18 protein-coding genes and 1 pseudogene are annotated in these 21,314 nt (G+C 37.1%); 17 read left to right on the top strand and 2 right to left on the bottom strand.

Going from position 1 to position 21,314, the window contains the following annotated elements; translation table 11 throughout:
• The first annotated feature begins 34 nt into the window (after positions 1 to 34).
• The 16 genes and pseudogenes from galU (ACH0CI_RS13725) (at position 35) to ACH0CI_RS13650 (ending at position 18,568) form a co-directional block, all read left to right on the top strand.
• A complete protein-coding gene (gene galU / locus ACH0CI_RS13725; protein WP_406901632.1) occupies positions 35 to 916 on the top strand; it encodes a UTP--glucose-1-phosphate uridylyltransferase GalU in 882 nt (293 codons plus the stop codon).
• 193 nt (positions 917 to 1,109) lie between these two features.
• A pseudogene (locus tag ACH0CI_RS13720) lies at positions 1,110 to 1,415 on the top strand (P-loop NTPase family protein); the annotation flags it as partial.
• A 392-nt stretch (positions 1,416 to 1,807) separates the two neighbouring features.
• Positions 1,808 to 2,575: a tyrosine-protein phosphatase gene (locus ACH0CI_RS13715; RefSeq protein ID WP_406901631.1), complete on the top strand. Its 768-nt coding sequence runs from the start codon at positions 1,808 to 1,810 to the stop codon at positions 2,573 to 2,575.
• Between the two features lie 38 nt (positions 2,576 to 2,613).
• The gene (locus ACH0CI_RS13710) at positions 2,614 to 2,766 is read left to right on the top strand and encodes a hypothetical protein (protein WP_406901630.1); all 153 of its coding nucleotides are present in this window, start codon (positions 2,614 to 2,616) and stop codon (positions 2,764 to 2,766) included.
• A 60-nt stretch (positions 2,767 to 2,826) separates the two neighbouring features.
• The gene (wecB, locus tag ACH0CI_RS13705; RefSeq protein WP_335707077.1) at positions 2,827 to 3,951 is read left to right on the top strand and encodes a non-hydrolyzing UDP-N-acetylglucosamine 2-epimerase; all 1,125 of its coding nucleotides are present in this window, start codon (positions 2,827 to 2,829) and stop codon (positions 3,949 to 3,951) included.
• Between the two features lie 24 nt (positions 3,952 to 3,975).
• On the top strand, positions 3,976 to 4,857 hold the full coding sequence (gene galU / locus ACH0CI_RS13700; protein WP_155010336.1) for a UTP--glucose-1-phosphate uridylyltransferase GalU: 882 nt from the start codon (positions 3,976 to 3,978) through the stop codon (positions 4,855 to 4,857).
• 58 nt (positions 4,858 to 4,915) lie between these two features.
• A complete protein-coding gene (locus ACH0CI_RS13695) occupies positions 4,916 to 6,169 on the top strand; it encodes a glycosyltransferase family 4 protein (RefSeq protein WP_155010335.1) in 1,254 nt (417 codons plus the stop codon).
• A complete protein-coding gene (locus ACH0CI_RS13690; protein ID WP_186819748.1) occupies positions 6,163 to 7,449 on the top strand; it encodes a glycosyltransferase in 1,287 nt (428 codons plus the stop codon). The genes ACH0CI_RS13695 and ACH0CI_RS13690 overlap by 7 nt, the downstream gene beginning before the upstream one ends.
• 23 nt (positions 7,450 to 7,472) lie before the next feature.
• Positions 7,473 to 7,730 carry a hypothetical protein gene (locus ACH0CI_RS13685; RefSeq protein WP_155010333.1) on the top strand — a complete coding sequence of 86 codons (258 nt, stop codon included), beginning with the start codon at positions 7,473 to 7,475 and terminating at the stop codon, positions 7,728 to 7,730.
• A complete protein-coding gene (locus ACH0CI_RS13680) occupies positions 7,730 to 11,242 on the top strand; it encodes a CgeB family protein (protein WP_406901628.1) in 3,513 nt (1,170 codons plus the stop codon). Before ACH0CI_RS13685 ends, ACH0CI_RS13680 begins: the two co-directional genes overlap by 1 nt.
• Before the next feature lie 10 nt (positions 11,243 to 11,252).
• Positions 11,253 to 12,254, top strand: coding sequence for a glycosyltransferase family 4 protein (locus tag ACH0CI_RS13675; RefSeq protein WP_406901627.1), 1,002 nt, complete (start codon positions 11,253 to 11,255; stop codon positions 12,252 to 12,254).
• Positions 12,255 to 12,326: 72 nt separating this feature from the next.
• Complete coding sequence (locus tag ACH0CI_RS13670) at positions 12,327 to 15,017, top strand: accessory Sec system protein Asp2 (protein ID WP_406901626.1); 2,691 nt, start codon at positions 12,327 to 12,329, stop codon at positions 15,015 to 15,017.
• 35 nt (positions 15,018 to 15,052) lie between these two features.
• Positions 15,053 to 16,330 (top strand): nucleotide sugar dehydrogenase, encoded by a 1,278-nt coding sequence (locus ACH0CI_RS13665; RefSeq protein WP_045293110.1) that lies wholly within the window; start codon positions 15,053 to 15,055, stop codon positions 16,328 to 16,330.
• The gene (locus ACH0CI_RS13660; protein WP_045293108.1) at positions 16,327 to 17,130 is read left to right on the top strand and encodes an ABC transporter permease; all 804 of its coding nucleotides are present in this window, start codon (positions 16,327 to 16,329) and stop codon (positions 17,128 to 17,130) included. The genes ACH0CI_RS13665 and ACH0CI_RS13660 overlap by 4 nt, the downstream gene beginning before the upstream one ends.
• A gap of 16 nt (positions 17,131 to 17,146) precedes the next feature.
• Entirely contained in the window at positions 17,147 to 18,112 is a 966-nt protein-coding gene (gene tagH / locus ACH0CI_RS13655; protein WP_155010329.1) for a teichoic acids export ABC transporter ATP-binding subunit TagH, read from the top strand.
• 75 nt (positions 18,113 to 18,187) lie between these two features.
• Positions 18,188 to 18,568 (top strand): triple tyrosine motif-containing protein, encoded by a 381-nt coding sequence (locus ACH0CI_RS13650; protein ID WP_406901625.1) that lies wholly within the window; start codon positions 18,188 to 18,190, stop codon positions 18,566 to 18,568.
• Positions 18,569 to 18,607: 39 nt separating this feature from the next.
• Here the strand turns inward: ACH0CI_RS13650 and tagU are convergent, their stop codons facing one another.
• Positions 18,608 to 19,570, bottom strand: a complete 963-nt coding sequence (tagU, locus tag ACH0CI_RS13645; protein ID WP_406901624.1) for a polyisoprenyl-teichoic acid--peptidoglycan teichoic acid transferase TagU — start codon at positions 19,568 to 19,570, stop codon at positions 18,608 to 18,610.
• A gap of 195 nt (positions 19,571 to 19,765) precedes the next feature.
• Here tagU and ACH0CI_RS13640 point away from each other — a divergent pair, with 195 nt between their 5' ends.
• On the top strand, positions 19,766 to 20,527 hold the full coding sequence (locus ACH0CI_RS13640) for an SGNH/GDSL hydrolase family protein (RefSeq protein ID WP_406901622.1): 762 nt from the start codon (positions 19,766 to 19,768) through the stop codon (positions 20,525 to 20,527).
• 46 nt (positions 20,528 to 20,573) lie between these two features.
• Here the strand turns inward: ACH0CI_RS13640 and ACH0CI_RS13635 are convergent, their stop codons facing one another.
• A complete protein-coding gene (locus ACH0CI_RS13635) occupies positions 20,574 to 21,305 on the bottom strand; it encodes a DUF6270 domain-containing protein (protein WP_406901621.1) in 732 nt (243 codons plus the stop codon).
• Positions 21,306 to 21,314: the final 9 nt, after the last annotated feature.

The raw sequence follows: 21,314 nt of genomic DNA, 5'->3' as shown, positions 1-21,314 counted from the left end.
ATACTAAACTACGTATCTAAAAGGAGAAATGAACATGCAAAAAGTTAAAAAGGCCATTATTCCAGCAGCAGGATTAGGAACTCGATTTTTACCAGCAACAAAAGCCATGCCAAAAGAGATGCTTCCAATCGTCGATAAGCCAACGATTCAATATATTATCGAAGAGGCAATTGAATCAGGTATTGAAGATATTATCATTGTAACTGGTAAAGGCAAGCGTGCAATTGAAGATCATTTTGACAATGCACCTGAGCTAGAGCAAAACTTAGCTGAAAAAGGAAAGTTTGAGCTGCTAGAGAAAGTTCGTCAGTCTTCAAATGTGGAAATTCACTATATTCGCCAAAAAGATCCAAAAGGATTAGGGCACGCAGTGTGGTGTGCGCGTAACTTTATTGGCAACGAGCCTTTCGCGGTATTGCTAGGAGATGATATCGTACAAGCAGAAACGCCGGGCTTACGTCAGTTGATGGATGAATACGAACAAACATTATCATCTGTTATTGGTGTTCAAACTGTTGCTGATAATGAAACGCATCGCTATGGTATTGTTGATCCAACTTCAAGTAAGGGCCGCCGTTACCAGGTTAATTCGTTTGTTGAAAAGCCAGCGCCAGGAACTGCACCTTCTAATCTAGCAATTATGGGACGCTATGTATTCACACCGGAAATCTTTAAGTTCTTAGAAGAGCAGGAAGTAGGAGCAGGCGGCGAAATTCAGTTAACAGATGCGATTCAAAAATTAAATGAAATTCAGCGTGTATTTGCTTATGATTTTGAAGGAAAACGTTATGATGTAGGTGAAAAGTTAGGCTTTATCCAAACATCTTTGGAATTTGCTCTCCAGCATGAAGATCTACGTGAAGACCTTCTTGTGTTTATGGAAGAGTTGTTAAAACAAGAAAAAGTTCAAGCGTGAACGATTAATAACTAATAATCTCATAGACTATTAAATATAATTAAGATAAGTAAAGGTTTAATTCAATAAAAAAGGAAATGTCCTATAGGTCACGTTAAGTGATTTATGGGACATTTTTTTGTGGAACGTAGAAGTTACTCTTCGTGACTATAGCATGAACCAGCTCAATCTTCCTATAGATTTTTTAGTTTTAATTCCTCCTAACCCAGCTGAGCTGCTGGTATCTAACCAAATGCTTGAAGTATTTAACGAAATGAAGCAGCAGTTCGATATGATTATCTTTGATACGCCTCTTATTTTAGCGGCGGCTGATGCGCAGATTTTAGCGAATCAAGCAGACGGCACGATTTTAGTTGTCAACAGCGGTAAAACAGAGAAAGACGCTGCGTTAAAATCGAAAGAGCTGCTAAGTAATGCGAAAGGCAAACTGCTTGGGGTTGTGTTAAATAACCGCAAAGTAGAAGAAGGCAACTACTATTATTATTATGGTACCAATTGATCAAAGCCTCCTTGCTAGCTTTTGCTAGCGAGGAGGCTTTTTGGTGTGTTTTTATCGAAGCACGTATAAGAAATTATGACTATTGTTATAAAAAGTTTGAAATGTGAGATTTTTCATGGTTGAAGAACTTAGAAGTAATTAGTAAAAAATTGCTGTTTATTCATGTGCTTACATTATAGATAAAAAGTAGGTTTTTCTTGATGAACAGCACATTCTAGGGCTTGTTTAGTAGTTCGAATGAAATGAACACATATATTCAGACTATTCTTAAATATTTACAGGGCGTTGATTTGCAGATGTTTCGACAAAAAAAGACATAGAAATACATGTTATAATATGCTAACATAAGTATTGCTTTTATTAGGTCTTAAGAAGGATAGGGGTGAGGGTAGATGATTGCCTTACATTGTCACATTTTGCCTAATGTCGATGATGGTTCTGCAAGTAGTGAGATGAGTATTGAAATGGCAAAACGAGCGGTATCAGAAGGCATTACAGCTATTGTTGCCACGCCTCATCATCAGAATGGCAGATATCTCAATGAAAAAGAAGCTATTTTACAGAGTGTTGAACAATTAAATAGTTTATTAGTTCGTGAAGGAGTGCCATTAACCATTTTACCTGGTCAAGAAAACCGTATTTACGGTGAAATCTTAGACGACTATCATCAAGACAAAATACTCACTTTAAACAATACGGGAAAATACTTGTTTGTTGAATTTCCTTCGAGTCAAGTCCCTCGATATGCGGAGCGGCTGCTGTTTGATATTCAATCACAGGGAATCATCCCCATTATTGTCCATCCAGAACGAAACAGTCGGTTGTTAGAAGACCCTGATCTTCTCTATAACTTTATTAATAAAGGAGCATTAGCTCAATTTACAGCTTCTAGCTTGGTTGGACACTTTGGAAAGAAGATAAAGAAATTTTCTCACCAGTTAATAGACGCCAACCTCGTGCATTTTGTTTCCTCAGACGCCCATAACCTCCAACATCGCTCTTTTCATATGCAAGAGGCGATTGATGTGATTGAGAGTGAGCATGGAAGAGATTATTATTATATGTTTCTAGAAAACGCTCAATGCGTTATCGACGGTACACAGCGCTACAAAGAATCTCCAGAAAAAATTATGCGGAAAAAGTTTCTAGGTATTTTTTAATGCCTAGAGGGTAGAAGCTATTGAGCAGGATAGAAATCATGAAAGAATTTGATCATTTACCTAAGAGTGTAAAAAAGGCTGTGCGGTATATTTACCAAGATGCATCTTACGATCAGCTGCTGATTTTAAAGAAACATTTAGCACATGCCATTCAGCAGAAAGAACAAGAACTTTATAAAGAAAGAGACTAGTATTTTCTATTAGAAATACTAGTGCTTTTATACATAATTTAATGAAACTAGGTGACTGCATTGCAACAGCGTATTAAAGTAATGACGATTTTTGGCACACGTCCAGAAGCCATTAAAATGGCTCCCCTTGTATTAGAATTAAATAAACGTTCAGAAGAATTTGAATCTATCGTGACGGTAACAGCTCAGCACCGTGAAATGTTAGACCAAGTGCTGCGTGTATTTGATATCACACCGAATCACGACTTGAACATTATGAAAGATCGTCAAACGCTTATGGACGTAACAACACGTGGCCTTCAAGGACTAGATCAAGTCATGAAAGAAGTTCAGCCTGATATCGTACTTGTACACGGCGATACAACAACAACCTTCATCGCAGGTCTTGCGGCTTTTTATAACCAAATCAAAGTAGGCCATGTAGAAGCGGGTCTTCGTACATGGAATAAATATTCTCCGTACCCGGAAGAAATGAACCGCCAGTTAACAGGTGTATTAGCGGACCTTCATTTTGCTCCTACTACAAAGTCTGCCCATAACTTATTGCAAGAAAACAAAAAAGAAGAAACGTTGTTTATTACAGGAAACACGGCAATCGATGCACTAAAAACAACTGTGTTAGAAGAATATTCTCATCCGGTATTAGATCGTGTAGGGGATGACCGTTTAATTCTGTTAACCGCTCACCGCCGTGAAAACCTTGGTGAACCAATGCGCAATATGTTCCGTGCGATTAAACGAATTGTAGAGGAACATGATGACGTACAAGTAGTCTACCCTGTACATTTAAATCCTGTTGTTCGTGAATTGGCAGATGAAGTGTTAGGAAATGATCCTCGCATTCAATTAATTGAACCTCTAGAAGTAGTAGATTTCCATAATTTCGCTTCGCGTGCTCATATCATTTTAACGGATTCAGGCGGCGTGCAAGAAGAAGCTCCTTCATTAGGTGTGCCGGTATTAGTACTTCGTGATACAACCGAACGTCCTGAAGGCATTGAAGCTGGTACGTTAAAGCTTGCAGGTGTAGAAGAAGAAACCATTTATTCACTTGCTAAAGAGCTTCTAACAAATGAAGAAGAATATGCACGTATGTCTAAAGCGTCGAATCCGTACGGTGACGGCTTTGCTTCAAAACGTATCGCTGATGCGATTAGCGAATATTTCAGCGCTCAAAATAAGTAATTAGTAGATGGGGGAAGTTTAATCATGTCAAAAGTGAAAAAAGCAATTATTCCAGCTGCTGGATTAGGTACACGTTTCTTACCGGCAACAAAAGCAATGCCAAAAGAAATGCTTCCAATTGTAGACAAACCGACCATTCAATACATTATCGAAGAAGCAATTGAGTCTGGTATTGAAGACATTATTATCGTAACGGGTAAAGGAAAGCGTGCGATTGAAGATCATTTTGATAATGCACCCGAATTAGAACAAAACCTTGTAGAAAAGGAAAAGTTCGAACTTCTAGAAAAAGTGCGTCAATCAGCAAATGTAGAAATTCACTACATCCGTCAAAAAGAGCCAAAAGGATTAGGGCATGCGGTTTGGTGCGCACGTAAATTTATTGGAGACGAGCCTTTTGCTGTGCTGCTCGGAGACGACATTGTTCAAGCAGACACGCCTTGCCTGCGCCAGCTGATGAATCAGTATGACGAAACGTTATCATCAGTCATAGGTGTGCAGACGGTTCCAGAAAACGAAACGAATCGTTATGGAATTGTAGATCCTATTTCTAATAAAGGACGCCGCTATCAGGTTGATACCTTTGTCGAAAAACCAGCATTAGGAACAGCTCCTTCTAATCTAGCGATTATGGGCCGCTATATTTTCACGCCTGAAATCTTTAAATTTTTAGAGCAGCAGGAAGTAGGCGCAGGTGGAGAGATCCAATTAACAGATGCAATTCAAAAGCTTAACGAAATTCAGCGCGTATTTGCTTACGACTTTGAAGGCAAACGTTACGACGTGGGTGAAAAGCTTGGATTTATTCAAACGTCGTTAGAATTTGCTCTTCAGCATGAAGATTTACGTGAAGATTTACTTACATTTATGGATGAGCTATTACAGAGAGAAAACGTAAAAGCTTAATTGATGTTTCACTAGTTCGCTTGGCGAGCTAGTGAAATTGTATTGGAGTGAAGTTGCTTTGACAAAAAGGGTACTTGTGATTTCTCAACATTTTTATCCTGAAATCGGTAGTGCAGGAAATCGTATAAAAAATATATATAAACTCTTAAAAGATGAAAATTATGACGTAAATGTACTGACGACTGAGCCCACATATCCAAATAAAAAGATCTATCATGACGAACAGTTTTGGGATGATGAGTCAATTGATGAAGAAAATGATGTAACGCGTATCGGTGTAAAAAATCGCAAGTATTCTAGAAGTATTATCAATCGTTTAATGTATTATTTAGAAATTGCTTTTAAAATGATGTTATTCATTTTAACCGACCGAAAAAAGTATGATGTGATTTTCGTTACGTCTCCGCCTATTTTTATTGCTGTCGTCGGGCTGCTTGCCAAATACCGTTACCGGAGGCCACTTATTTTAGACATTCGAGATTTATGGCCTGAATCGTTAAAAGGCGTAGGGGTGTTTAATTATCCGGTCGTTATTTCTGTGTTTAGCCGGATCGAGAAAATTCTCTATGTAAAAGCAGATCATATTATTGTAAACAGCGAAGGCTTTATTCGTTTTATGACAGAGAAATATGCTATTCCTTTAAATAAAATTCATTTTATGCCTAATGCTGCAAATCGTAACGAAATTTCAATGATTGAATCTGGAAGCGACGTATTTAAAGTTATGTATGCAGGTAATATTGGGTTAGCGCAAGATGTAACGGTTCTAATGGATCTTGCAAAAGAACTAAATGAGTATAATATTGAATTGACGGTTATGGGATATGGGTTTAAAAAGAAAGAATTTGTGAGCTTTGCCAAAGAGCATAAGTTAACAAATGTTCGATTTATTAAGCCCACTACTCGTCAAGAATGTTTACATATTATTTCTGAACATCATATTGGAATTGTGACGTTGAACGGTAAGCAAGTATTTGAAACGGTTCTTCCTGGTAAGGTCATTGATTACATGACGTGTGGAATCCCGATTGTCGCATCGGTTTCTGGCTATGCCAAAGACGTAATTGTTTCGCATGAAGCTGGGATTGTATCAGAGACAAATACAGCAGATGAGATGCTCAGACATATTCTGTACTTGTATCAGCACCCTTCTAAAAGAGGTGAAATGTCTCGCAACAGCTTAAATTATGTGAAAAAGCATTTCTTCTGGGAGAAAAACATCGAAGTATTAATACGTTTAATTGAGAATAAAAGTTCTGAACCGCTGCATGTGGAGCAGACAGAATCAGTGGATAAGGTTGAAGTATTATGAGAAAAAATGTCTGTATGTTTGTATGGAATCATTTTACCAATGATGCGCGCGTTCTGCGCGAATGTACGGCTTTATCAGAGAATGGTTACGCCGTTGATTTAATTTGTATTCATGATCCGAACAATCCGGATTTAAAACAGTATGAAGAAGTAAATGAACATTTTCACGTTCATCGCGTAAAGCGTTATCCTTCTTCGCTGCTTTTTATGAAAAAAGCGTACCGTGCACTTCTAAAATATAAAGTGCTCGCTCTGATCGCTTTTTTGCTGTGGTTAGGAGCAGCGTACGTAGCTCCTTATGTAGTTCTTCCTGTTACAATCGCAGCAGCGCTGTTATTAAAAACGAAGCTGCAAGTGGTTTGGGTAAGAGGAAGCATTATCTTAAGGATGATTTTAAAAGGCAGGAAGAAGAAATACGAGATTTATCACTCGAATGATTTAAATACGTTGCCTCAAGGGTTTATATGCTCCAAGCTTCGCTTTAAGCGCAAGTATCTTGTCTATGATTCTCACGAGGTGCAAACGAGCAGAACGGGCTATGACAGCGGCGTATACGCAAAAATGGAGTCGTTTTTCATTAATAAAATTGACTCTATGATTGTAGAAAATCACACGCGTGCCAAATACAATGAAGATTTATATGGCTTCTATCCAAACGTTGTCTATAACTATCCGTTTCGACCAAAAAAGAAGCAGCAGCAACAAGTGAATTTACACGAACGCTTAGGGCTTCCTGAAAATGAAAAAATTCTGCTGTATCAAGGCGGTATTCAAACGGGACGAGGCCTTGAAAAGCTTGTTCAAGCGGCTCCGTTATTTAAAGAAGGAACGTTAGTCTTTATTGGAGACGGGCGTATCAAGCCAGAGCTAGAGCGTATGGTAGCTGAGATGAAGTTAGAAAATAAAGTGAAGTTTATTCCAAAAGTACCCTTGCAAGACTTACCGAAGTATACAAAAAATGCGTACTTAGGTTTCCAAGTATTAAATAATGTTTGTTTCAATCACTATTCCGCTTCTTCAAATAAGCTGTTTGAATACATTATGAGCGATGTACCGGTGGTAGCATGCGACTTTCCGGAGATTAAAAAAGTAGTAGAAGGCGAGCATCTTGGATTGTGTGTAGATTCGCATGATTACAAAGAGATTGCAAGTGCTGTTAATCAGTTATTACGAGATCCTGTGCTGCGCGCAACGATGAGCAACAACTGTAAAACAGCGAAGTTCAAGTACAACTGGGAAAGTGAACAAGTTCAATTTTTGAAAGTCTATCAAGCAATATAACGTAAAAGGAGGAACTTACGCGTATGGGTGTCAAACTCCAGAGCCATGTATCTGTAGAAGTTCTTGAAAAAGAACTTCAAGTGGTTAAATCGGAACTAATCGAACAATTAAATATAAGAGAAAAAGAATTAAAAGAGTACCAGGATTTGCAAAAGCGCTATACGATGCTCGAAAAGAGATATGCGGCTATCAGCCGTTCTTTTCTAGGAAAGTTAACGCTAAAGTACTGGACGGTTCGAAAGCGAATGGGTACAAATAAAGCAACAAAGGGGCATAGATAATGATCAGTGATATTCAAAAGCGTATGAAGTCGATTACGCAAAAAAGAGATTGGGCAAAAGCACATCGCATTCCAAGCCTAGAGTTTTCAGAAGTCGAAGCAAATAGCGGCTGGTTTAAAAAGAATCAAGTTGCTGTTTCATTTAATGAAGACGACCGAAGTTTTACTGTTGATTTGAATTCTAACAACTATACGTATCTAACTTATCGCGAGCAGAATATCGACTTTCAACAAGCTCCTGTAGAAGAAAATATTGCATTCGACTTTTCAAGTCAGCAAACGCTTGTCTTCAAAGGGACAAAAAGTGAAAGTGTCTCCGTCGAGTTATTCATTATTGAATATAAAAATCGTCAAAAAGTAGGTATACATAGATTTGAAATGAACAGTGAAGGTATTATACCGTTCTCTCAATCTACTGATTCTATACGCTTAGCGCTGCGCGTGAAAGGGCAGGGAACATTTAAAATTGAGAGCATGTTAATTAATGACCGAGGATTCTGGAATCAAAGCGAGCTTTTGACAGAAGGAAATTATATTGTTTTAGAACAAAATCAGTGGTACATGCCTAAGTCCGATCAATTATACTATGATCCATTTAACAAAAAGTTCAACGTGAGCTTTGAAGATAAGCAATTCGCGTATGTAACGCATAGAGAAGGAAATGCTGCTTTCTCTGCTCAGCCTGCAAGTCCAGTGGCTGTTCATGACGATACACTATCGGTTTGCTTCCAAGGTGAGAAAGAGAATTCTGTTGATGTACGTCTTGCTATTATTTTTTACCAAGATGGAAAAAAAGTAGGAACAGATGAATTAAAGTTAAATAATAAAAAACTTATTCATTTCCAAGAAGAATATAACTCTATTCGTCTAGCAGTAAGAGTATCTGGTAAAGGTGAATTTAAACTTGATGATATCATCATTAACAACGTGTCTTATTGGTGGGTTCATGACGTTGAAGTAACAATTCCTAAAATGACGGTCGATGCACTTATTAAATATGCTCTTAACGAACACTCCCTTAGAGGATGGCAAGAGTCAAATAATGGTGTCATTTATCATCCTTGGAACCAGCTGTTTCAATCGAAGTTAAAAGGACAAGAATTCATTCATTTAACAGCTCAGCACTTTAATACGAGTGAAAATATCTCAGTAGCTGTTGATCATGATTCTACGTATGTGATTACGCCAGCAGGTGAAGTGTACGAAGGTATTGAGTTAGTTGTATATGCCGTAGGATATAAAAACAACAAGCAAAATGAAATTCATCAGCTTGAGCTAAATGAAAAAGCTGAACTGCGTTTCAAAAAAGATACAGAACACGTTGAGTTTTTAATACGTGTGACGGAGAGCGGATTCTTTAAAGGACTGCAGATTAACATTCAAGAAAAGCCAATTGAAATTACCAACAGTGCACAGCTAGAGCTACAAGCTTCAGATTGGTTTGCAAGCGCGAAGAAATTAGTACAGCTTTCTACATCAGAAAAAGGGCTGCACGGTTTAGTGAATATTGAAGCTGGAAAAAACAGCTATATTTCGTATAAAGAAACAAATAACAGTTTTAAAATGCTTCCGACTCACCATATCATGACGATGCAAAAAGGTTTTGAATATGAGTTCACTGTAAAAGGTAAAGCAGATGAAGATGTAGCGGTAATTCCAATGTTTATTGGATATTCCGATGAAGAAAAGCTTCAAGTGCTGCAGCTAAAATTTAATTCAATGACAAAAGTTCAAATTCATCCTGATATTACACAGTTCCGAATTGCTTTACGCGTTTCTGGAAAAGGTGAATTTGAGGTTCATACGATTTCTATTAATGAAATGAAAAGCATTGAACGAGAGCAGTCATTAAATTACGTAGCAAAACAAGAAGTAGATGCATTTAACATGCTTCCTCCAAAGCCGATCAAAGAAATGAAGATGGCGGTTATCTTTGACGAATTTACGACGGCTTCTTATGAACATGAATGTAAATTAATTAAAATGACGCCAGATAACTGGCTTGAGGTTATGACAAAAGAACAGCCGGACTTGTTAATGGTTGAATCTGCTTGGCGTGGTAACGGAGGCGTTTGGAATAAGCGTGTTGGTTACTACGGAGAAGAGAATATGAAGCCTCTTTACTCACTGTTAGCTTGGTGTAAAGAACATAATGTGCCAACCGTATTCTGGAACAAGGAAGATCCTGTTCACTTTAATCGTTTTATTGAAACAGCTAGACGATTTGATTACATTTTCACAACGGATGAAAACATGGTTCCTTACTACCAAGAAAGAGCTGGACATCAAAACGCATTTGCGCTGCCGTTTGCTGCGCAGCCGGCTATTCATAATCCGATTAAAATCGTGGATGAACGCGAAAACAAAGCGTGTTTCGCTGGATCTTATTATCGTCATCATGAAGAAAGATGTATTGATATGGATCGATTATTAGATGCCGCGGCTAAAGTGGGACTGGATATTTACGATCGAAACTATATTCAAAACTTAAAAGGTCTTATGCCAAATCATCAATTCCCGGATCGCTTTGTTCCTTATGTAAAAGGAAACTTAAAGTATTACGAAATTGACAAAGCATATAAAGGCTACAAAGTTATGATTAACGTAAATACAGTAAAAGAATCTCCTACGATGTTCTCTCGACGTGTATATGAAGGGTTAGCATGTGGAACGCCTGTTATTAGTACGTACGCACAGGGAATTGGAGAAATTTTCGGTGATCTTGTTTATATGTCTGAAGATCCAACGAGTTTGCATGAAGAATTCAAGCAGCTGTTAGAAGATGAGCGCTACTACGAAGAAAAAGCTTTAACGGGTATTCGAGATGTATTAACCAAGCATACGTATACGCATCGCTTAGAGTACATCATTGAGAAAGTGGGCTTAAACTTTGCTTTCGAACTGCCGACAGTTACGGTAGTTGCGATTGCTAATACCCGTCAAGAGTTTGAGAACATCGTTGATCAATTTAACCGTCAAGCTTATGAAAATAAGCAATTATATATTTTAGTAGATACATTTGATGGCTATTTAGACCTTTACAATAAGTACAACACAAAAACCATTCACACGTTTGTTCGCAGTTATATGCATAACTACTTAAACATTCGCGACTGGATTACAAGTGAGTATGTAACGTACTTTGGCCAAGACAGCTATTATGGGCAAAATTATTTACTAGACTTAATGCTGGGCACAACGTTTACGGACAGTGACTTTATTGGTAAAACAACTCACTACAGTGTGGAAAACGGAAAGCTTGAAGAGAAAAATGCAGGTCAAGAATACGAGTTTGTAAGAGAGTTATCGTCACAGAGCTCCGTTGCTAAAACAAATGTATACAGCAATCTTTCGCTTGAGCAAGTAATTAATCTCTTTGAACAAGATCAAAGTCTTGCGTCATATGCTAAATACGGCAAGCAGTTCTTTAGTAATGACAAATTTAATTACTTGAAATTAGAAGATAGCAGCAAGGACGACATCACTGCTATGGTAAATAAAATAGAGCTGTGAGGTTACAAAAATGAAAAAGATATTATTTGCAGGACATGATTTAAAATTTGCACGTATCATTATGGACCGTTTGGCAAGCCGTCCTGGGTTTGAAATTAAAACGGACGAGTGGAGTGGTCATAATGCTCATGATGAAGAACAGAGCCAAGCTTGCTTAGAGTGGGCAGACGTTATTGTTTGCGAATGGGGACTTGGAAATGCAGTGTGGTATTCTCATCATAAAAAGCCTCATCAGCAGTTAATTGTACGCATGCATCTTCAAGAGCGTGATACGATTTACCCTCATAGTTTTAACATGGAAAATATCGATAAAATTATCGCGATTTCTCCATACGTATATGAAGAGTTTTATCGAACGTTTAATTTTTCGCGTGAAAAGATGACGATGATTTATAACGTAGTAGATACAGAAAAAGTGGATGGCTCCAAAACGGAAGACGCTAAGTATCATTTAGGCATTATTGGAATTTGTCCGCAGCGAAAGCGTCTAGACTTGGCTGTAGATATGCTAGATAAGTTATGGCATCAAGATAATCGCTATAAGCTGTTTGTTAAAGGGAAAATGCCGCAGGAATATTCATGGCTGTGGAATAAAGAAGAAGAGCGTGAATATTATGAAGCAATTTTTAATCGTATCGAAAAAGCTCCGTGGAAAGATGCTGTTATTTTTGAAGGGTTCGGCGATATTTCTGAATGGCTTTCAAAGGTAGGAATTGTTCTATCAACAAGTGATTTTGAAAGTTTCCACCTTTCACCAAGTGAAGGAATGGCTTCAGGAGCTTATCCAATCATTCTCAACTGGGATGGCAGTGATACAATCTATCCGAAAGAGTATCTTCTATCTGATGTGGAGGAAGCAGTAGCGCGTATTCTAGCACTGAACTCAAAAGAAACAGATGCAGAGCTTCAAGCTTCTTTAAAAGAGTATGTAAAGCAGCACTTTGGAGCTGAAAAAGTAGCGAATCAATGGGAAGAGTTAATTGTGAACGTTGCGGAACCTGTTTTAAGTTAATCTATAAGTTCCTTTTGAAATTTATAGTTTGTATGCGTACAGGGCGCATATGAGAAAGTGGGAAATGACTGAATGATAAATACAAAAAAAGCATTAACGGCATTGGATGAAGAAAAAATTCAAAAGCTGATGAGGATCTTACCGAAAAGTCGGAATAAAGATCCGCTAGCAGCTGCTAAAAACATTATGGGTAATAAATATCCGCTTCCGCCTTTTGGGGTCATTCGATACCCAAAAGGAATTCTATGGAACGAAGATAAATCTAGAAGTTTTTTACGCTTGATTCATGGTCATACTTTTTTAGGATGTTTGACGGATGCTTACGAAGAGACAAAAGAAGAGCAGTACAAAGATAAAGCCATTGGTTTAGTCAAAGATTGGATTCAAAAAAATCCTTATCCTAATGGTTCAAATGAAATGGCTTTTCACGATGAAACAACAGCAATGCGTTTGCAGTATTGGTTGAGATTATACATCTTAGCAAAGGACAAGCTTGCTTCATCCGATGAACAGCTTATCGTAGAGAATATGGCCAAAACGGCTAATTTACTGTCTCAAGATGACTTCCATTCAACAAATACAAATCACGGCATGTTCCAAGATATTTCGTTGCTTGCTTACGCGATGTATTTCGAAGAGGCAGATAATGAGTCGGATCGTTATCGTGATATTGCATTAAAGCGTCTCGTTGATTACTTTACCTATGTGTATACAGAAGAAGGCGTACATAAGGAACATTCGCCGTCTTATCATTTTCTCGTATCCAATTATTTGAATAAATTGGTGGTATGGCTGAAGGATTTGAGCCCTAACCACGCAAAGTTTTTTATTGATTTATTTAAAAAGACAGAAAAATACGCAACCTATATTATTCGACCAGACGGATTATTCCCGCCTCTTTGTGATACAGAGTCTAAGCCTGTTGTAAACAGCAGCTACCGAAGCTTGTACAAAAGTGAAGAGTTTTTATATGCAGTTCATCAAGGTAAAGCTGGCAGGATGCCTGTAGAAAAAGATGCGGTGTTCAAAGACTCGGGTTATGCGATTTTCAGGAGCGGATGGGAAAGAAAAGAAAAAGAAACGTACGTACTGTTTTCCGCGGCTTATCACACTAGTTACCATAAGCACAGTGATGACTTAAATATGCACATTTATTCAAACGGTGATATCATTACAGAAGCTGGGCCAAATGGATATAATTACAAAGATAAGTTTACGAAATATGCGTATTCTTCATTTGGACACAACACGCTAATCGTGGACGGACGCGGTCTCCCTCGAGTGGATCATCAGCACGAAAAAGTATATATAAAAGATTATCAGCTAACGGAAGCCTACTCGGAAGCAACGGGAGTGAATGAACGTTATAGTGGAGTTACCCATACGCGTAACGTACGCTATAACAAGCAGCTTGAGCATATCACTGTACGTGATCAAGTCGCTTCAGAAGATACTCATCAATATAAGCTGTTTTGGCATGTAGCTCCGGACTTAGAAGTTCACGTAAGAGATCAAATTGTGGAGTTATTTAGAAACAATAACAAAGTAGCTGAACTTGAAGTTACGTCTACTACAGATGTCAATATACGAGCAGTGCGTGAACAAACAGTTCCGCACGTGCAAGGATGGGTATTTCCCAAAATGGAATCGAAACAGCCTGCTACTGTGCTTGAGCTGGATTTCAGCAGCGGCAAACATTCGGTTGAAGTAGTAACAGAATTCCGCTTGGCGAATTATAAAATCGCAGCAAGAGATCAAGGGCCATTTGAATTAGAGTCACATTATCAATCTATGAATGGCGTGAAGTATCACTTCGTTCCAACAGCTGATGAGACATTACAGGATAAATTGGTTATTGTCTTTTCTGCTTTAGCTAATAAATATCATTATGTATATAATTATATGAAAACGTTAGACGAAGTTGGAGCAAATAAACTTTTCATTTTAGATGATTTTGGTGAACAAGGCTCTTACTACTTAGGTAAAAATAGAAATCATGTGATTGAAACAAGCGTATCTTCGCTTATTCAATATATTATGTCCAAGCACGGTTTTACGCACAAAAATGTCATGACCGTAGGCTCGTCTAAAGGCGGCTATGCGGCGTTATACTATGGAATTAAGTATCATTTTGGACAAGTAATTGCCGGTGCTCCTCAAAGTAAATTAGGAGACTTTTTGATTGATCAGGCAGAGCATGTCAATATTGCAGAGTATATTTCGGGATCGGATAATGTAAACAAAGAATACTTAAATCAAATTCTATTTAACTTGCTAGATCAGCCCGTGGATAGCGCACCAGACATCCGTTTATATGTAGGAACGTGGGATTATCATCACAAAAGTCATGTTCTTCCGCTGTATCATCAGCTAAAAGACAGAGGATATAAAGTAACGCTAGATTTAGAAGATCGAGCAAATCATAAAGATTTAAAAGGTTATTTTCCTCTGTATCTTGGCCGAACGATTAGCGAAATTTTAGACGTGCAGTATGTCGAACATGTGCCATTTAAAATTAAAAGAGCTCTTTTAAAAGATAACGAGAGCTACTTTATCGTACGATGTGACACAGAAGGTCAGGGCAATTTAGAGTACGCGTATTACATCTATAAAGACGATAAAATCGTTCACAAAACTTCTTACATCGACGAAGAAATTTTCCGCTATAAGCCAAGAGCTAAAGGCGAATACAGATGTAGAATTTTTGTAAGAAATCAATACAAACAAAAAGCGGTTAGAGACACAAATAGTGTCTTTATATAAAACATTATTAAGCAGTTAACACAGGAGGAAATAAAATGAAACTTTGTACAGTAGGATTAGGATATATTGGATTACCAACGTCTATTATGTTTGCAAAACATGATGTGGATGTTGTAGGTGTTGACGTAAGTCAACGCGTAATTGAATCATTAAACAATGGGAAAATCCATTTAGAAGAGCCTGGTCTGCAGGAAGCATTAAATGAAGTAATTGAAAAAGGTACATTCCGCGCAGCATTACAGCCGGAAAAAGCAGATGCATTCATCGTAGCTGTACCAACACCAAACCATGACGATCAACACAAATCTTGTGATCTCTCATATGTATTAAGCGCTGTAAGCAACGTCATTCCTTACTTAGAAAAAGGAAACGTATTAATCGTAGAATCTACAATCGCACCGCGCAGCATGGATGACCATGTGAAACCGTTAGTAGAAGCAGCTGGCTTTGAAGTTGGAAAAGACGTGTTCTTAGTACATTGCCCAGAACGTGTACTTCCAGGACAAATCCTTCACGAACTAATCCACAACAACCGTATTGTTGGAGGACTTACGCCAAATTGTACAGAAGCTGGTGCAATGGTATACAGCACGTTTGTACAAGGTGAAATCATTAAAACAGATGCAAAAACAGCAGAAATGTCAAAACTAATGGAAAACACATTCCGTGACGTAAACATTGCGTTAGCAAACGAATTAACAAAAGTATGTAACGAATTAGAAATCGATGCATTAGAAGTTGTTCAAATGGCTAATAAGCATCCGCGTGTAAACCTTCATACACCTGGACCGGGTGTAGGTGGACACTGCTTGGCTGTAGACCCGTATTTCATCGTTGCAAAAGCGCCTAAAACAGCGCAGCTTATTAATCTAGCAAGAACAATTAACACGTCTATGCCTCAATACGTAGTAGATAACACAAATGCTCTAATGGAAAAAGTAGACGGACGCGTTGTGACAGTATTCGGTTTAACGTATAAAGGAAATGTAGACGACATCCGTGAAAGTCCAGCAATGGAAATCTATGATCTATTAAAAGCAGAAGGCAAATACGAAATTCGCGCATTTGATCCTCACGTGGAACAAGATTGGGTTGAACAAGATATCAAGGAAGCTGTACGTAACTCTGATTTAGTTCTTGTGTTAACAGACCATAATGAATTTAAAGAATTAAACTGGAGCGAATTAGAAGGTATGGCAACAAAACGTATTTTTGATACGAAAAACGTGGTAGCTAACCGTTCTGACAATTTCAGCTATATTAACTATGGTAACCTACATGCATTTCTTAAGAAGGAAGAAGTAATGGCATGAATTCTGTAGGGAGGATTTTGAAAGAACAATCCTCGAATTTTCATTTAATATTGAGATTATCTCTTTATGATGCAAAAAGTAAATACCAAATGCACTATCTTGGAGCTGTATGGCAGTTTTTAGGACCTGCCATACAGATTCTTCTGTACTGGCTTGTTTTTGGATTAGGAATTCGTGGAGGCGCACCCGTACACGGAATTCCATTCTTCGTATGGCTAATTGCTGGGTTAATCCCTTGGTTTTTTATTAGTCCTTCCATTACTCAAGGTTCAAACAGTGTGTACGCAAGGGTAAATTTGGTTTCAAAAATGAAGTTTCCAGTCAGTGTACTGCCAACTGTCACGATTGTTAGTAACAGTTTTCAGTTCATCATCATGATGCTGGTTATGGGAGTTATCTTCGTTATTTATGGAATTAATCCAGGATGGTATTTACTTCAATTGCCATATTATTTAGTAGCGTTATTTGTGTTTTTATTTGCGCTTACGCTGCTAACATCAACTATTTCAACGTTAATAAGAGATTTTCAGCAAGTATTACAATCATTAATGAGAATGGTGCTTTACTTATTGCCTATTTTATGGGATACGTCTAAATTGTCACATGTATATGAAACGATTTTAAAATTAAATCCTCTCTTTTACATCGTGCAAGGATTTAGATATTCATTGTTAGGTTACGGTTGGTTTTATGAGGATTGGATATATACATTATATTTTTGGGTTATCACATTATTAATACTAACAGTAGGATCAATCCTGCATTTAAAATTCAGAAATAAATTCATCGATTACTTGTAATCTAGGAGCGTAATCTATGGCACTAAAAGTTCAGTTTAAGAACGTTAGTAAAAAGTATGTTTTATATAAAAAAAGATCTGATAAACTGCTCGAAATTTTCTTTCCAAAAAAGAAAAATGAAAGCTTTTATGCCCTGAGAAACATCTCTTTTTCCGTAAATGAAGGAGAAACCATTGGTGTTGTGGGAATTAACGGATCAGGAAAATCAACTCTTTCTAACTTGCTGTCGCAAGTTGTGCCTCAGACGTCAGGTGATATTAAAATCAATGGCGAAACATCATTGATTGCTATTTCAGTAGGGTTAAATAATAACTTAAATGGATTAGAAAATATCGAATTGAAGTGTTTGATGCATGGACTAACGAAAGAAGAAATTAAAAAAATCACTCCGGATATCATCGAATTTGCTGATATAGGTAAATTTATTACTCAGCCCGTCAAAAACTATTCAAGCGGTATGAAATCAAGACTTGGGTTTGCCATTTCAGTTCATACTAACCCCGATATACTAGTAGTGGATGAGGCATTATCCGTAGGAGATCAAACATTTTATGATAAATGTTTGAAAAAAATTAATGAATTTAAAGCACAAGGTAAAACTATTTTCTTTATAAGTCACTCGTTGACTCAAATCCGCAGTGTATGCAACAAGGTCATGTGGATCCATTTTGGAGAGTTAAAGCAATTTGGCGGTACTCGTGTTGTTTTAGAAAAATATAAAGAGTTTGTTAAATGGTTTAATGGATTAACTGAGGAAGAAAAAAAGCAGTATAAGCTAGATATGCTGGCTAACCAAGCGAAAGATGAATATGCCTTGATGGATGAAAAGAGTGAATATAATCAGTCTTTATACTCATTAGAGAAGCGTACGAAGCGACGTGAACGAAAGAAAGAAAGACGAAAAACGTTCAAGCTTTATTGTCAAGTAGGCATTCTATCTATGCTGTCTTTGTTTTTAGCGATTTTAATGTTTTATACATAAGGTTTATAAAGCATTTTAATAATATTGAGAATAGATATGTAAATTGATATATCTACTATTCAAGGAGGATCTCTAATGAAAGCAAAAGTATTAATTCCAATCGTAGCAGGTGCACTATTATTCACAGGCTGCAGCAATGACAAAGAAACTGCAAGCAAACCAACTAAAACGGAACAGACTCAACAAGAAAAAACAGCATTAAACAAGGTCTCTATTAAAAACGTAGGAGACAAACGCTTAGAAGTAAAAACAACAACGGAAGGGAAAGACCTTAAATACGCTTACTCCGTTTATAAAGACGGAAAGCTATTCCAAAAAATCCCTTACTCTTCAAAAAAAGAGTTGGCTTATAAGCTAACGAAGTCTGGCGACTATCGTGTACGCGTATACGTGAAAGCTGGAAAAGAAAAAGCTGTTGCAAAAAGCACAGAATTAGTAAAAGTAACAAAATCATAATAAATAAAAAGATCACGGGAGACATCCCGCGATCTTTTTTTATTTTAGATTTAAACTTTCTTTTAATTCAGCAGATAGTTGGTTACGTGTGTCATCAGATACGGCATAGTAATAGATACCGTTAATCTTTTCGCCTTTTCCATCTATTTGAAGCTGTTCTGAATGTTTGCGTGCGTCTTTATAGTTTGATTGAATTTGCTTCATATCATCAAACGTAAGGTTTGTTTTTACATTTTGGCCAATTGCATCTAGAATTGTACCGTAGTTTGTTAAAGACTGAACGCTAGCTCCTTCATCAATAACGCCTTCAATTACTTGACGCTGGCGCTGTTGACGTCCAAAGTCACCGCGAGGGTCTTGTTTACGCATACGTGTGAAAGCCAATGCTTCTTTACCATCTAACGTTAGAGGGCCTTTTTGGAAGCTGTAGCCGTCATAATCAAATGCAAGAGTATTATTTACAGTTACGCCGCCAACAGCGTCTACAATGTCTTTAAAGCTTTCCATATTCACTTGAACGTAGTAGTCTACGGGAACGTCCAAGAATTTCTCTACCGTATTTACGGACATGTCTACGCCCCCAAAAGCATAAGCATGGTTGATTTTATCTTGTGTTCCTTTTCCTACAATTTCAGTACGCGTATCACGTGGAATACTGACCATCTTCATAGACTGTGTCTTTGGGTTTACCGTCATTAAAATAGTAGAATCTGAACGTCCGCGGTCACCGGCACGCTGATCTACTCCCAATAGTAAAATAGAAATAGGATCTCCATTTGCCAGGCTCACTTTGCTTGAACGTTTTTCAGATACATCACGTTTTAACGGTTCGTGAGTTTGTGTAAATGTCTTTTCAACGGAATGCCATATGCTATATGCATAGCCTGCTACACCTAGAATTAATACTAAAATAATACCAAGAATAATTTTAAAGGCGCGTTTCTTTTTCGGTTTTTTTCGTTTGCGTCTGCGCGCATTTGAAGGTTGTACTTGTTCTTCCATGTGGAACCTCTCTTCCTTTTCCTTATGTATTGATAAAATAAATGTCTTCTATGTAAGCCATTATTCTTATCTTTTTCATCAGAAAATACGTCAAAATGATTAAAAAAATGACAAATTTAATCAAATTTCTTCATGTACTTTAAAATTATATTATAATAAAAGAAAAAAAGAAAGATATAGTAAGGGAGACATTTTATGAAAATTTTAATTAATGTATTTGCTATTCTCATCTTTATCTCGTCTTTAGTAGCAGGAAAGATGTACTGGAATCATCAATTAGACAAGCAGTTCGAAACAAAGCCTACGAAAGTAAGCGCAGCAGAAACAAAAAAAGATACGCAAACCGAGACTAAGAATCTGCCGGAATCAATTGTGAAAAAATTAGAAAATGCAAAGAAAACAGGAAATCCTGTAAAACTTGTAATTGTCGGATCCGCTCCTGAGAAAGATGTAAAGACATGGGGAACTTTATTGAAAGATAAAGTAGAAGATACATATGGGACGGATTTAATAAATGTAGAGTTGTATGAATACAAACAAATGAATACATTACAATTTGTGAAATCGAAAATGTATGAAGACATTACAAAAGCAAAGCCTGATATCTTGCTTTTTGAACCATTTCTATTAAATGATAACGGCGTAGTAGGTATTAACAATACAATTGATAACTTGCAAATTATTATGAAGCATATTGAAAGTGAAAATAAAGACCTAGTTACTATTTTTCAACCATCAGCTCCGGTCTATCAAGCTCAAAATTACCCTAATGACGTAAAGGCTTTAGAAACCTTTGCTAAAGAACATGGATACGAGTTTGTAAATCACTGGAGTGCATGGCCAGATTATAACGGGGAAGACATTTTAAAGTATTTATCTGATGAAAATGGCCAGCCGAACGAAGAAGGGGAGAAGGTATGGTTCAAATTTCTCTCTGAGTATTTTACTAATTCATAATGAAAAAGCACGCTACCTTATAAAAAAAGGTGCGTGCTTTTATTTTTTAATTTGCTGCAACAGGTAAAAGTAAAGCGTTAAGCTGCTCTAAAAATCTTTCATAATAAGATGGCTGATAGTGTCTTGGCGTAAGACCCCATTTGTGATTTTCATCTGCCATAAATTCTTCTTTTATTTCAAGGTATGTACTATTGTTAATTTTGTTGCCAAGGTATGTATACATATACTCTAATTGCTGATTGTGACGTTGAATTTCGTCTTGATTTTCAAAAACTTGAACGTTTCCTTCTTTATCTACATATTTTTCTTTCCAAAACGCTTTATGAATAATGACTTTTGAAATGCTGCTTGCGTTGATTCTTTCGCATATTTTATCAGCAGAGCTTTCCCATAATTCATCAGTGCGTTCTACAATTCTTTTACTCTTTAAATCCTTCATTAAATTAGATTGAGCAAATTCTTTGGAAAGGGCGATATAAGATTCTCCGCGTTTCATAAGTCTTAATCTTTCAGAGAGTAAGTCAATGATTAACGTGTCGGCAGGCTCTTCATCCACATGTTTTAAGAAAAGCTTATTAAGATCATTGTATACACTTCTACGCTGGAATTTAGACTCAATGTGGATGCCTCGAATGGAAAGTCCAACAGGTTTGGATGCTAGCGATATAATATTCGTTCTAGCAAAATACTCATTAATTTCATATTGATGGTCAAACATAGCAAAAGGGTCTCTAGAAACACAGCTTCCTAGAATGTCAATTTTTTTCTTCAAATTCATCTACAACTC

Origin of the sequence: Priestia sp. 179-F W1.4 NHS (assembly GCF_045369295.1) — a bacterium.
GTDB classification, from domain to species: Bacteria; Bacillota; Bacilli; order Bacillales; family Bacillaceae_H; genus Priestia; species Priestia zanthoxyli.
This window is presented reverse-complemented; position numbering and strand designations above follow the sequence as displayed.

Coding starts and splice junctions, on each gene's coding strand:
- galU (WP_406901632.1), top strand. CDS start 35: ATGCAAAAAGTTAAAAAGGCCATTATTCCAGCAGCAGGATTAGGAACT.
- ACH0CI_RS13715 (WP_406901631.1), top strand. CDS start 1,808: ATGATTGCCTTACATTGTCACATTTTGCCTAATGTCGATGATGGTTCT.
- ACH0CI_RS13710 (WP_406901630.1), top strand. CDS start 2,614: ATGAAAGAATTTGATCATTTACCTAAGAGTGTAAAAAAGGCTGTGCGG.
- galU (WP_155010336.1), top strand. CDS start 3,976: ATGTCAAAAGTGAAAAAAGCAATTATTCCAGCTGCTGGATTAGGTACA.
- ACH0CI_RS13685 (WP_155010333.1), top strand. CDS start 7,473: ATGGGTGTCAAACTCCAGAGCCATGTATCTGTAGAAGTTCTTGAAAAA.
- ACH0CI_RS13680 (WP_406901628.1), top strand. CDS start 7,730: ATGATCAGTGATATTCAAAAGCGTATGAAGTCGATTACGCAAAAAAGA.
- ACH0CI_RS13675 (WP_406901627.1), top strand. CDS start 11,253: ATGAAAAAGATATTATTTGCAGGACATGATTTAAAATTTGCACGTATC.
- ACH0CI_RS13670 (WP_406901626.1), top strand. CDS start 12,327: ATGATAAATACAAAAAAAGCATTAACGGCATTGGATGAAGAAAAAATT.
- ACH0CI_RS13665 (WP_045293110.1), top strand. CDS start 15,053: ATGAAACTTTGTACAGTAGGATTAGGATATATTGGATTACCAACGTCT.
- ACH0CI_RS13660 (WP_045293108.1), top strand. CDS start 16,327: ATGAATTCTGTAGGGAGGATTTTGAAAGAACAATCCTCGAATTTTCAT.
- tagH (WP_155010329.1), top strand. CDS start 17,147: ATGGCACTAAAAGTTCAGTTTAAGAACGTTAGTAAAAAGTATGTTTTA.
- ACH0CI_RS13650 (WP_406901625.1), top strand. CDS start 18,188: ATGAAAGCAAAAGTATTAATTCCAATCGTAGCAGGTGCACTATTATTC.
- tagU (WP_406901624.1), bottom strand. CDS start 19,570: ATGGAAGAACAAGTACAACCTTCAAATGCGCGCAGACGCAAACGAAAA.
- ACH0CI_RS13640 (WP_406901622.1), top strand. CDS start 19,766: ATGAAAATTTTAATTAATGTATTTGCTATTCTCATCTTTATCTCGTCT.
- ACH0CI_RS13635 (WP_406901621.1), bottom strand. CDS start 21,305: ATGAATTTGAAGAAAAAAATTGACATTCTAGGAAGCTGTGTTTCTAGA.